The organism is Streptomyces sp. DvalAA-43 (genome assembly GCF_900091725.1).
In the GTDB taxonomy this organism is placed as follows: domain Bacteria; phylum Actinomycetota; class Actinomycetes; order Streptomycetales; family Streptomycetaceae; genus Streptomyces; species Streptomyces pulveraceus.
Genome location: NZ_FMBW01000044.1, coordinates 395,663 through 407,601, shown reverse-complemented (window position 1 = coordinate 407,601; position 11,939 = coordinate 395,663). Strand labels below are relative to the sequence as shown.

Below are 11,939 nucleotides of genomic sequence, written 5' to 3'. Positions count from 1 at the left end.
GCGGCCGGGCGGGCCTACCGTTCCCGGCCGCCCGCCAGCAGGTGCAGTCGCAGGGCGAGTTGCAGCTCCAGGGCCCGGCCCGGCTCGTTCCAGCCGCGGCCCAGCAGCACCTGCACCCGGTCCAGCCGCTGCACCACCGTGTTGACGTGCACGTGGAGTTCGTCCTTGGCGCGGACGAGGCTGCCGCCGGATCCGAAGTAGGCGCCGAGGGTGCGCACCAGGTGGGTGCCGCGCCGCGCGTCGTACTCCAGCAGCGGTCCGAGCGTCGCCGTGACGAAGCCGTCGACATCCTGCGCGTTGCCCAGCACCACGCCCAGGAAGCCGAGTTCCTCGACGCAGGCGCCCTCCCCCGTGCGCCCGAGGACCCGCATCGCGCGCAGACAGCGGGCCGCCTCCCCGTACGCGGCGGCCAGCTCCCGGGCGCCGCGCGCGGGGCCGGTGGCGGCGACGGTGACCGGGGTCTGGGCGAGCTGGCCGAGCTGGGCCGCCGCCGCGCGGGCCGCGTCCCCCGGGGCCGGGCCGGAGTCACCGGCCGCCACCAGCAGCACCACGCTCCCGGCGTGCTCCGCGCTCACCCCGTGGGTGTCGCCGCCGAACAGATAGCGCACCGCGGCGGGGGCCAGCCGCTCCCGGGTGCCGCCCTCGGCCACCAGCAGCAGATGCGGGCGGTCGAGGTCGATGCCGAGGCGTCGGCCGCGTTCGGCGAGTCCGGCCGGGTCGCGGTCCGCGTCGGTCAGCAGATCGGTGATCAGCTCGCCGCGGATCCGGTTCTCGGTCTCGGCGACCGTGCGCCGCAGCAGCAGGAGCAGGCCGGTGACCACCGAGGCCCGTTCGAACAGCCGCCGGTCGGAGTCGTCGAGCTGTCCGCGCCGGTGCAGGACCAGTCCGGCCAGGAGTTCCCGTCCGGCGAGGACCCCGCAGATCCAGCGGCCGTCGCGGTGCACGGCACGGGCGCCGGTACGGGACTCCTCGGCGGTCTCGGCCAGCCACCCCGCGTCCATGCCGTCGGCGGCGAAGGCCGCGCCGTCGGGCCGGACGGCCGCCAGCGGGCGTCCGGCCGGGTCGTGGATGGTGAGCGGGGAGTCCAGCAGTCCCGCGACCGCCGCCGCGACGTCCTTGACGTCCCCGCCGCGCAGCACCAGGTCGGTCAGCCGGTCGTGGGACTCCTCGGCCCGGCGCATGGCCGCCGAGTGGGCCCGTACCGCCGCATTGGCCTCGGCCAACTCGGCGTTGGCGCCCGCCAGTTCGTCCAGTGCGGAGCGGGTGTCGGCGAGCGCGCGGGCGGTGTCGATGGCGATCGCGGCGTGTGCGGCGAGCGAGCAGAGCAGCGCGACCTCGTCGGGGCTGAAGACGCGGGGCGAGCGGTCGGCGGCGAAGAGGACGCCGATGACCTTTCCGGTGCCGCCGCGGCTGGAGCCGAGGAGCAGCGGCACGCCCAGGATGGCGACGAGCCCCTCGTCCAGCACCCCGGCGTTGATGTTGCGGGTGTGGTGGAAACGGTCGTCGGTGCGGTAGTCGTGGGTCGCGTACGGGCGTGCGGTCTGCGCCACCAGCCCGCCCAGCCCGTGGCCGAGCTCCAGCCGCAGCCGCTGGAAGAGCACCGACACGGACCCGTCGGTGACCCGCATGTAGGTGTCCCCCGCCTCCTCGTCTGGGAGGGTGAGATACGCCGTGTCCGTACCGAGCAGCATCCTGGCCCGGCGGACGATCGCCTTCAGTACCTCGTCCAGGTCGCGGGAGGCGGCCAGGTCGCCCGCGGTGTCGAAGAGCGCGGTGAGCTGGAGTTCGCGGCGGCGGTGCTGGCGCAGCGCGCCCCTGATCCGCAGGGCGGTGGCGGTGGCCCGCTCCACCTCCGCCAGATCGCCCGCGGGCACGCCGGCGGCACGGGCCTGCGAGGAGACGGCGCCCAGCGTCTCGGCGGGGGCGTCGTCGGCCAGCAGGTCGAGCAGGCGGCGCAGATGGGGGGCGGCGGAGGCGGGCGGTTCAGACATGGGCGGCCGGTATTCGTCGGGGGCGGGCGGTCAGTTGGCGGTCCAGCCGCCGTCCATGGAGAGCGAGGTCCCGGTGATGTGCCCGGTGCCCGGACCGCAGAGCCACAGCACGGCCCCGGCGACGTCGTCGGGCTCGATCAGCCGTTTGATCGCACTGCGTTCCAGCATGACCCGGCCCACCACCTCCTCCTCGGAGATGCCGTGCGTACGGGCCTGGTCCGCGATCTGGTTCTCGACCAGGGGGGTGCGTACGTAGCCGGGGCTGACGCAGTTGCTCGTCACCCCGTGCTCCGCCGCTTCGAGCGCGACCACCTTGCTGAGTCCCTCCAGTGCGTGCTTGGCCGTCACATAGGCCGATTTGTAGGGGCTGGCCCGCAGTCCGTGCACGGACGAGATGTTGACCACGCGCCCCCAGCCGCGTTCGTACATGCCCGGCAGGGTCCGGCGCAAGATGCGGAACGGGGTCTCCACCATGACGCGCTGGATCAGTGCGAAGCGGTCCGGGGGGAACGCGTGCACGGGCGCGACGTGCTGGAGCCCGGCGTTGTTGACCACGATGTCCACGTCGGCGGGCAGGGTGTCCACCACGTCGGGGACGGCGAGGTCGACCACCCACGCCGTCCCGCCGATCGCCTCCGCCAGGCCCCTCGCGGCGTCGGCGGCCTTGTCCACCACGTGCACCCGGGCACCGGCGGCCGCCAGGGCCTGGGCGCAGGCCCGCCCGATCCCGCTCGCGGCGCCGGTCACCAGGGCGGTGCGTCCGGCGAGGAACGGGTCCCCGGACGGCGGGACGGTGAGCGGGGCGGGCCCGGGGCCGGGGCGCTGAGGAGTCTCCATGGCCGTCACCGTAGGGAGAACCGGGGCCCCTGTCACACGGGGCCGGTGCACACACCGCCGGGCACCGGCATGGTGGTGACCCACATGGGGCGGGCCGGGCGGCGGGCCGTCAGTGTGCCGCGTCCAGTGCCGCCCGCTGCTCCGCGGTCAGCTCCAGCTCCACCGCGGCCAGGCTCTCGTCCAGCTGGGCCACCGAGGAGGCGCCGACCAGTGGGACGAACGGGATCTCGCCGCCGATGAGCCAGGCCAGGACCACCTGGTTGACGGTCGCCCCGGTCTCCTTCGCGACCGCCCGCAGCGCGGTCTGCCGGGCGGGGGTGCCCGGGTGGTCGAACTCCGGTCCCAGCGGCTTGTCCGCGCGGACGTAGGCCCCGGCCAGCAGCGGGGAGTAGGCCACCGGCACGAGCTCGGGCTCGGCCCGCAGATAGCTCAGCAGGTCCCCGGAGGTCACGCCCTCCTGTCCGTCGGGCGAACGCCAGGAGGGCTGGTCCGTGCGGCGGCGGAGATAGCTGTGGTGGTACTGGAGCACCTCGTAGCCCGGCACCCCGGTGTCCGCCGCGATCCGGCGGGCGCGGTCCACCTGCCACGCCCAGTGGTTGCTCACCCCGAGCAGTCCGACGGTGCCCTCGGTGACCAGCTCCCCGAAGGCCCCGACGGTCTCCTCCAGGGGGACGTCCCGGTCCTGGACGTGTGCGTACAGCAGGTCCAGCTTCGCCATGCCGAGGCGTTCGAGGCTGCGTTCCGCGGACTCCCGGACCACTGCGGCGGAGAGGCCCACGATGCCCTGGGTGAAGTCGGTGGCGGGGACGCTGGGCCGGGCTCCGAGCTTGGTGGCGATGACGATCTCGTCGCCGACGCCCCGGCTGCGGCGCCAGCGGCCGAGCAGTTCCTCGCTCTCCCCGCCCCGGGTGCCGTTGACCCAGAACGCGTAGTTGTCGGAGGTGTCGATGAAGGTGCCGCCCGCCTCGACGTACCGGTCGAGGATCGCGAACGAGGTCGCTTCGTCGGTGAGCGTGCCCATCAGCATGGCGCCGAGGCTGAGCACGCTCACCTCCCGGCGGGTGGCGGGGTTGGTGCCGATGGTGCGGTATCGCATGGCGGGTCCTCTCCCAATGGCCCGTCTCTGTACGGGCGTTGACCGGGAGTCTGCGTCTTGGAGTGCACTTCATGGCAAGCGGCCACAACGGCGGGGCCGCACACTGCCGGGTGCGGGGTGTGTCCGCCGGGCCCATGGGCGGGTACGTCGCGGCGTCCTAGCGTCCGCCCCACAGTCGCTGCCCGCGCTGTCCGACAAGCCGGAACGGCCCCGCTCCCCCACCCAGGAGGCACCCGTGCGCCCATCGATCCTGCGACGTCTGCTGCGGCGTGTCGCCGCCGCGGCCGCGCTCGCCCTCGTCGCGGCGACACTGAGCACGGCCGCCGCCGTGCGGCCGGCCGCGGCCGCCGGCGGTCTGCAGCAGGTCACCGGCTTCGGCTCGAACCCGGGCAACCTCCAGATGTACGCGTACGTCCCGGACAGGCTGCCCGCGAACGCGCCGCTGGTCGTCGCCCTGCACGGCTGCACCCAGACCGCGAACGGCTACTACACCTCCTCGGGCTGGCCGAAGTACGCCGATCTGTGGGGTTTCGCCGTGGTCTTCCCGCAGACCACGGCCGCCAACAACGCGCTCTCCTGCTTCGGCTGGTTCGATCCGGCCGAGGACGGCCGGGGCAGGGGCGAGGCCGCCTCGATCGTGCAGATGGTGGAGTACGCGAAGCAGCGGTACGGCTCGGACGGCCGCCGGGTGTACGTCACCGGCCTCTCGGCGGGCGGCGGCATGACGGCCGATCTGCTGGCCGCGTACCCGGACGTGTTCGCGGGCGGCTCGGTGGCCTCGGGGCTGCCCGCCCAGTGCGCGACGAGCCAGGCGGGCGCGTCCGGCTGCCAGACGGGGCCGCAGAAGCTGACGCCCGCGCAGTGGGGCGACAAGGTGCGCGGCGCCTATCCCGGGTATGCGGGGCCCTGGCCCCGGGTGGCGATCTGGCAGGGCACCGCCGACTACACCGTGTACCCCGCCAACGCCACGGCCCTGCGCGACCAGTGGACGGACGTCTGGGGCATCGGGCAGACCCCGTCGGCCACCGACAGCCTCCCCGGCGGCACGACACGCAGCGTGTACGACGACGCATCCGGGAACCCCGCGGTGGTGACGTACTCCGTCGCCGGGATGGGCCACGGTCTGGCCGTGAGCCCCGGCTCGGGCACCGAGAGCTGCGGCGCGACGGGCGCGTACTTCCTGAACGCCCTCTGCTCGACGTACCACACCGGTGTGTTCTGGGGCCTGGACCAGAGTGTTCCCGGTGGCGGGGAACAGCTGCCCGCCCCGTCCGGGCTGCGGGTCACGGCCGTCACGGCGGACAGCGTCTCGCTGGCCTGGGACACGGTCGCGGGCGCGGGCGCGTACGCGGTGCACCGCGACGGCGTGAAGGTCGCCACCACCGCCTCCCCCTCGTACACGGACCCGGGTCTCACCGCCGGTACGGCGTACCGCTACACGGTGGCGGCGGTCGACGGAGCGGGCACGCCCGGTACCACCTCGGCCCAGGTGACCGCGACCACGGCCGGCGGCGCACCCGCGCGGTGCTTCACGGCGACCAACTACGCGCAGGTGGCGGCGGGCCGGGCCCGGACGGCGGGCGGATATGTGTACGCCAACGGCTCGGACGAGAACATGGGCCTGTACAACGTCTTCGTCACCCACACCCTGAGGGAGTCGCCGCCCGGGTACTTCGTGATCGCGGACACCGGCTGCACGGCCTGAGAGGTGTCGGGCCCGGGTGTCCGCCCGGCGCGGCCCGGTCTCGCCGCGGTCACGTCTTGCGCAGGTCCGGGGCCGGAACGCCGATGAGCAGCCGCCGCACCGCGTCCCACACGGCGCGCATCGCGCGGGTGAGGGCGGGCGGGTCGCTGCCGACGACCCGGACCCACGCCCCGCAGTCGTCGGGCAGGGTGCTCGCCCCGAAGGCCAGGCCGGTCGGGGCGAGCGCCTCGTGGAGCGCGTCGGCGACCCGGTCCGCGGGGGCGAGCGGGGTGACCGCGTACAGGGTGGCCATCAGGTCGTGGTCCCCGAAGACGGCGGGTCCGGTGACCGGGCCGGGGCCCCGCGGATCGAGGCGGACGGTGTCCACGGCCAGGAGCGTCCCGTCGGGGCGCCGGACCTCCAGGTCGCTGAAGAGCATGCGGTAGGCGTGCCGTTCGCCTCGGGCCAGCCGTCCGGCCGCGATCGTCTCGCCCAGCAGCACGGTGGCGGTCGGGTCGACGGTCACCCGGGTGTGCTGGTAGAGACGGGCGTCCCGGAAGGGAATCAGGGGGTCCGGCAGGTATTCGACGTAACTCCCTTCACCGACCGCCAGGTTGACGGTCTGGGTCGCGTGGTCGAACTCCATCCGGTGCACCTTGGTGGCGGCCTGGGTGGTCAGGTGGACCGAGGTGCCGGGGCCGCAGTCGATGTCGATCCGGTTGCGGTCGGCCTGGATGATGCCGCCGCCGGTGGACATCAGATAGGTCACCGGCAGGTCGGGCCGCGCCGGGTCGATGTACAGCGGGCGCATGATCTGGAGCGGTGACTTCTGGTACCGGTGGACGAGTTCGGTCCGCCCGCCGGCCTGTGCGTAGCGCAGTTCGAGCAGGCCGACCTTGCCGGGGCGCCCGGCGGCCAGGGTGTCCGGGGTCCCGGTGAGGTCGAGCATCCGGGCCGGTACCCGACGGGGTTCGTAGTGCGCGGGATCCAGCCGCGCGGGCGCCTCGGTCATGCGGAGGCCGTCTCCTGGGCGGCTTCGTGGGACAGGAGGAAGTCGGCGATGGTGCCGAGGCCCTCCCCGGTGAGCGAGTTGGTCAGCACCACCGGACGGCCGTCCCGGACGCGGTGGGCGTCCGACTCCATGACGGCGAGATCGCACCGTACGTAGGGGGCGATGTCCACCTTGTTGATGACGAGCAGTTCGCACTCGGTGATGCCCGGACCGCGCTTGCGCGGCATCTTGTCGCCCTCGGCGGTGTCCAGCACGAAGAGGAACAGGTCGACCAGGGCGGGGCTGAAGGTGAGGGTCAGATTGTCCCCGCCGCTCTCGAAGAGCAGGGTGTCCACCTCGGGGAAACGCTCCAGGAGCTCGTCCGCGGCGGCCTGGTTCATCGTCGGGTCGTCCCGTACGGCGGTGTGCGGGCAGGCCCCGGTCTCCACGCCGACGATCCGGTCCGCTTCGAGTATCCCGGCCAGGGTGCGGCGCACATGGGCGGCGTCCTCGGTGGTGAAGATGTCGTTGGTGATGACGGCGGGGGTCCGGCCGCGCTCGATCAGCAGCGGGACGAGCGCCTCGATCAGGGCGGTCTTGCCGGAGCCGACCGGTCCTGCGACACCGACGCGCAGCACGCCGTCCTTCGGCCGCCGCATCAGCTCGTCGTGGTCGTGGTGGTGGTGCCTGGCCTGCATGGGGTCGTGCATGGTGGTCCTTGTCCTGGTGGTGTGGGTGCGGTGGAAGGGGTACGGGGGAAGGCGGGCCGGGGTCTGTCCGGCCCCGATCCCCTGACGGGCCTCAGCTGGCGAACAGCCTTGCCTCGGCGCGCTCGTGGCGGCCGGCCATGACGTCGGCCACCGGGACGCAGCCGCCGATGTCGGGCAGTTCCCGGTCCAGGGCCGCGTCGACGGTCTCCTCGATGACCGGGGCGGCCCCGTGCAGGACGACCTGCGCGCGGCGGTGGTCGGTGAGCCGGAGCCGCATGGCGGCCCCCACGAAACTGGCCGCGAAGGCGAACAGTTCGCAGGTGACCGCCTGGCGGACTGGCAGCCCGTTGCCCGCGTGGACGACGGCGGCGACGACCGGCTGGCAGCCGCGTACGGCGCCGTCCCGGTAGAGGCCCCGGTACCGCTCGATCGGCGCGGTGCCGTACACCTCGTCGGCCAGGTCCAGCAGCTGCCGTCCGGTGCGGACGGCGGCCTGCCGGGCCTCCCGGCCCAGTTTGGTGGCGTGCAGCCGCTGTTCCACGGCCACCACCTCGTCCCAGTCGTCGGCGGTGACCGCACGGTGGGCGAGCGCGAGGGCGGTGGCGTCGGCCGGGCCCACGCTGTGGCGCAGCAGGTCGTGCAGGAGCGCCGGCAGGCTCGACGGGGTGACCGCGCGGGCCTGCTGGAAGCCCTCCAGGCCGTGCGAGAGCGTGTAGTAGCCGCTGGGGAAGGCCGAGTCGGTGAGCTGGAGCCCGGTCAGCAGGGCCGGGATCGGTATCGGGTCGTTCACACCGGGGTTTCCGTTCGGGCGGGTCGTCGGACGACGTCGTGCGTTCGGGCCGTCGTCAGACGATGTAGAAGAGGTGGTTGAGCGGGAGCCGTTCGGCCGGCTCGATGGTGGCGGGCTCCCCGTCGACGGTGACCTTGTACGTCTCCGGGTCCACCTCGATGCGCGGCAGCGCGTCGTTGCGCACCATGTGCTGCTTGCCGATGGTCCGGCAGCGCTGCACGGGCTCGATCCGCCGTTGCAGGCCCAGTTCGCCGGGGACCCCGGCGGCGATGGACGCCTGCGACATGAACGTCACCGAGGTGCGCTGCTTGGCGCGGCCGTGGGTGCCGAACATCGGCCGGTAGTACACCGGTTGCGGTGTCGGCAGGGAGGCGTTGGGGTCGCCCATCAGGGCCCAGTTGACCATGCCGCCCTTGATGATCAGCTTGGGCTTGGCGGCGAAGGAGTGGATCGGCCAGAGCACGATGTCGGCGAGCTTGCCGGGCTCCAGGGAGCCGATCACGTCCGCCGCGCCGACCGCCCGCGCGGGGTTGATCGTCAGCTTGGCCAGGTAGCGCAGGACCCGTGCGTTGTCGTTGCGGGAGCTGTCCTCCTCCAGCGGACCGCGCATCTCCTTGCAGTGGTGCGCGGTCTGGAAGGCGCGGACGAAGGACTCGCCGACCCGGCCCATGGCCTGGGAGTCCGAGGAGAAGATGCTGATGACCCCGAGGTCGTGCAGCACGGTCTCGGCCGCGATCGTCTCGGCGCGGACCCGGCTGTCGGCGAACGAGACGTCCTCGGGGATGTCCCGGGACAGGTGGTGACAGACCATCACCATGTCCAGCAGCTCGTCCACCGCGTTGACCGTGTACGGCAGGGTGGGGTTGGTGGAGGCCGGCAGCACGTTGGCCTCGCCCGACACCCGGATGATGTCGGGGGCGTGGCCGCCGCCCGCGCCCTCGGTGTGGAAGGTGTGGATGGTCCGGCCGTCGATCGCCGAGAGGGTGTCCTCGTAGAAACCGCCCTCGTTGAGGGTGTCGGTGTGGATGGCCATCTGGACGTCGTACTCGTCGGCGACCCGCAGCGCGGTGTCGATCGAGGCGGGCGTGGCGCCCCAGTCCTCGTGCACCTTCAGCCCGGCGGCTCCGGCCTCGACCTGCTCGCGCAGCGCCTCGGGCAGGCTGCCGTTCCCCTTGCCGAGCAGCCCCACGTTGACCGGCAGGTCCTCCACGGCCTCCAGCATCCGGTGGATGTTCCAGGGGCCGGGGGTGCAGGTGGTGCCGTTGGATCCGTCGGTGGGTCCGGTGCCGCCGCCGAAGAAGGTGGTGATGCCGTTGGACAGGCCCTCCTGGGCCTGCTGGGGCGCGATGAAGTGGATGTGGGTGTCGACGCCGCCGGCGGTGGCGATGAGGTGCTCGCCGGATATCACCTCGGTGCCGGGGCCGATGACGAGCTTGGGGTCGACGCCGCTCTGGAGGTGCGGGTTCCCCGCCTTGCCGACGCCGACGATCAGGCCGCCGCGGACCCCGATGTCGCCCTTGACCACGCCCAGGACCGGGTCGAGGACCACGACGTTGGTGATGACGAGGTCCAGGGCGCCCTCGCGGTTGAGCGCGGACGGGTCCTGGGCCATGCCGTCCCGGATGGCCTTGCCGCCACCGTAGACGGCCTCCTCGCCGTAGGAACCGGCGTTGTGGTCGTACTCGACCTCGACGACCAGGTTGGTGTCGGCCAGGTGGAACCGGTCGCCCACGGTGGGGCCGAACAGATCCGTGTACTGCTTGCGCGGGATGATCGCCATCAGATCCGGTCCCCTTCGTTCTTGGTCTCGGTGCTGTCGGCGTCGGAGTGGACGAAGCCGAGTTCCGCGGCACGGCGGAGCGCGTCGCGCTTGGTGTCCGGGGCCGACAGGCCCCCGTTGACGAGTCCGGCGAAGCCGGTGAGCCGGCCGGTGCCGGCGAAGGCGCACAGCTGCACCTCGCGGGTGTCGCCCGGCTCGAAGCGCACGGCGGTCCCGGAGGGGATGTCCAGGCGCATGCCGTAGGCGGCCTCGCGGTCGAAGCGCAGCGCGCGGTTGATCTCGAAGAAGTGGTAGTGGGAACCGATCTGGACGGCCCGGTCACCGGTGTTGGCGACGGTGAGCGTGGTCCTGGCCCGGTTGGCGTTGATCTCCACGGGTTCGTCCCCGTAGAGGTAGTGGGCTCCGCCCGACATCTGTGTCTCCTCGGTCTTTCAGGCGCTGATCGGGTCGTGGCAGGTGACCAGCTTCGTTCCGTCGACGAAGGCCGTCTCGACCTGGAGGACGGTGAGCATCTCCCGTACGCCGGGCATCACGTCGTCGCCGGAGACGACCGTGCGGCCCAGCTCCATGCACTCGGCGACGGTGTGGCCGTCGCGCGCGGCCTCCAGGACGGCCTCGGTGATCAGGGCGGCGGCTTCGCTGTAGTTGAGCTTGGTTCCCCGGTCCCTGCGGCGGCGGGCCAGGTCCGCGACCACGTAGACATGGAGTTTGTCGATTTCCCGCGGTGCGAGGTTCATGACGTCACGTCTGCTTTCTCGAAGGTGCTTTCTCGACGGAGAGCCCGGGGCGGCCCAGAGCCGGACCGGCCACCAGGAAGAGCCAGGTCGTCACGGTGAACGGCCAGGTGAAGGGGGTTGTACCGGCGGACTGGGCGAAGGCTTCCCAGGCGGCGGCGAAGGGGACCGAGGCGACGACGGCGAGCGCGGCGTACCCGGCGGTCCAGGGGGTGAGGGGCAGGAAGGCGGCCGCCAGGGCGATCGCGCAGAGCACCGCGTTGTAGCCGTACAGCCCCTCGGTGATCGAGTCGGCGGGCAGCCCCGCCGCACAGGCCGTCACGAGCGCCAGAGCACTGGCGCCCACCGCCGCGAGCGCGGCGATCCGGGAGGCGACGAGGAGCCCGGCCAGCACGATCAGGCCCGCGTACCACTTGTCGAGGAAGAAGATCTGGCCGATGTTGGCGCAGAGCGCGCGCCAGACCTCGGCGGCGGTCAGCTCCGTGAACCCCGGTACGCGCGCGGACACCCCCGCGGAGACCGGGCCGTTGGACAGGGCGACCGTCAGGGCGCTGACGACCAGGCAGTACGGGGCCGTCAGCACGGGCAGCCCGAGCGGTGCGAGCAGCCGGCCCGCGGCACCGCTCAGCACCGTGCAGGCCGCCGCCCCGAGCACGACGAGCACCGCGGTCTGCCACGAGGCGCCGAGCCGGACGACGAGGGCGACGCCGGTGAGGCAACCGCAGTAGCCCTGGAGCCCCTGCGCCATGCCCTTCCGGTCGGCTCCGAGCAGAACGGCGGCGCCGGTGGACGCGGCGGTACCGAGCAGCCCGAACACCCCGAGCCGCCACCCGCCGACGAAGAGCGCGACCGCGAACAGCAGCCCGGACCACGGACTGCCGACGAGCACCACCTGCGCGATGCCGCGCAACTGCGCCGCCCCGGCCCGGGGAACAGCCCCTCCCCCGGGAAATACCCGGCCCCGTATTCGCACCGCCTGTTCTGCTGCGGGCACGTCTTCTCTCCTTTGAGCATGACGAATGAGGGCACGCCGAATTCATCCACACCGTCCGCATTCCGGAGATGTGGATCTTGGTCAACAATCTGTTGAGACGGTACGCCCGAAGGCGGCACGGGAGCGCCGACAGGAGAGAGTCACGCGGTGCACCCACTCCCCCACCCTCGGCGATACACCCAGTTCAGAACCCCAATGAGCCACCCCGGCAACCACCTGACGCCCGCTTCGCCACGGAATTCTTGGCCAGGGGTTGAACATTCCACATCCACTTTTTGACCGAACGATAAGCCCCGCAAAGCCACTTCACCCCTTTCCTCAATCCCCGAACG

The 11,939-nt window shown here is 72.6% G+C and carries 11 protein-coding genes; 1 reads left to right on the top strand and 10 read right to left on the bottom strand.

Annotation, left to right across the window (positions count from 1 at the left end; translation table 11 throughout):
• Positions 1-14 precede the first annotated feature (14 nt).
• The 3 genes from GA0115234_RS18660 to GA0115234_RS18650 all read right to left on the bottom strand — a co-directional run bounded on the left by GA0115234_RS18660 (position 15) and on the right by GA0115234_RS18650 (position 3,924).
• Positions 15-1,991, bottom strand: a complete 1,977-nt coding sequence (locus tag GA0115234_RS18660) for a helix-turn-helix domain-containing protein (RefSeq protein ID WP_093543053.1) — start codon at positions 1,989-1,991, stop codon at positions 15-17.
• A 30-nt stretch (positions 1,992-2,021) separates the two neighbouring features.
• Entirely contained in the window at positions 2,022-2,828 is an 807-nt protein-coding gene (locus GA0115234_RS18655; RefSeq protein ID WP_093543051.1) for a 3-hydroxybutyrate dehydrogenase, read from the bottom strand.
• A gap of 109 nt (positions 2,829-2,937) precedes the next feature.
• Positions 2,938-3,924: an aldo/keto reductase gene (locus tag GA0115234_RS18650; RefSeq protein ID WP_093543049.1), complete on the bottom strand. Its 987-nt coding sequence runs from the start codon at positions 3,922-3,924 to the stop codon at positions 2,938-2,940.
• A gap of 235 nt (positions 3,925-4,159) precedes the next feature.
• Between GA0115234_RS18650 and GA0115234_RS18645 the strand changes: the two genes are divergently transcribed.
• The gene (locus GA0115234_RS18645) at positions 4,160-5,629 is read left to right on the top strand and encodes an extracellular catalytic domain type 1 short-chain-length polyhydroxyalkanoate depolymerase (protein WP_093543047.1); all 1,470 of its coding nucleotides are present in this window, start codon (positions 4,160-4,162) and stop codon (positions 5,627-5,629) included.
• A 49-nt stretch (positions 5,630-5,678) separates the two neighbouring features.
• Here the strand turns inward: GA0115234_RS18645 and GA0115234_RS18640 are convergent, their stop codons facing one another.
• The 7 genes from GA0115234_RS18640 to GA0115234_RS18610 all read right to left on the bottom strand — a co-directional run bounded on the left by GA0115234_RS18640 (position 5,679) and on the right by GA0115234_RS18610 (position 11,607).
• On the bottom strand, positions 5,679-6,620 hold the full coding sequence (locus GA0115234_RS18640) for an urease accessory protein UreD (protein ID WP_370804528.1): 942 nt from the start codon (positions 6,618-6,620) through the stop codon (positions 5,679-5,681).
• A complete protein-coding gene (gene ureG, locus GA0115234_RS18635; protein WP_093543392.1) occupies positions 6,617-7,258 on the bottom strand; it encodes an urease accessory protein UreG in 642 nt (213 codons plus the stop codon). Before ureG ends, GA0115234_RS18640 begins: the two co-directional genes overlap by 4 nt.
• A 142-nt stretch (positions 7,259-7,400) precedes the next feature.
• Positions 7,401-8,099: an urease accessory protein UreF gene (locus GA0115234_RS18630; RefSeq protein ID WP_093543045.1), complete on the bottom strand. Its 699-nt coding sequence runs from the start codon at positions 8,097-8,099 to the stop codon at positions 7,401-7,403.
• A gap of 55 nt (positions 8,100-8,154) precedes the next feature.
• Positions 8,155-9,879: an urease subunit alpha gene (ureC, locus tag GA0115234_RS18625; RefSeq protein ID WP_093543043.1), complete on the bottom strand. Its 1,725-nt coding sequence runs from the start codon at positions 9,877-9,879 to the stop codon at positions 8,155-8,157.
• Complete coding sequence (locus GA0115234_RS18620) at positions 9,879-10,292, bottom strand: urease subunit beta (protein ID WP_093543042.1); 414 nt, start codon at positions 10,290-10,292, stop codon at positions 9,879-9,881. Before GA0115234_RS18620 ends, ureC begins: the two co-directional genes overlap by 1 nt.
• A gap of 18 nt (positions 10,293-10,310) precedes the next feature.
• Entirely contained in the window at positions 10,311-10,616 is a 306-nt protein-coding gene (locus GA0115234_RS18615) for an urease subunit gamma (RefSeq protein WP_093543040.1), read from the bottom strand.
• Between the two features lie 4 nt (positions 10,617-10,620).
• Positions 10,621-11,607: an urea transporter gene (locus GA0115234_RS18610; RefSeq protein WP_161275613.1), complete on the bottom strand. Its 987-nt coding sequence runs from the start codon at positions 11,605-11,607 to the stop codon at positions 10,621-10,623.
• Positions 11,608-11,939 lie beyond the last annotated feature (332 nt).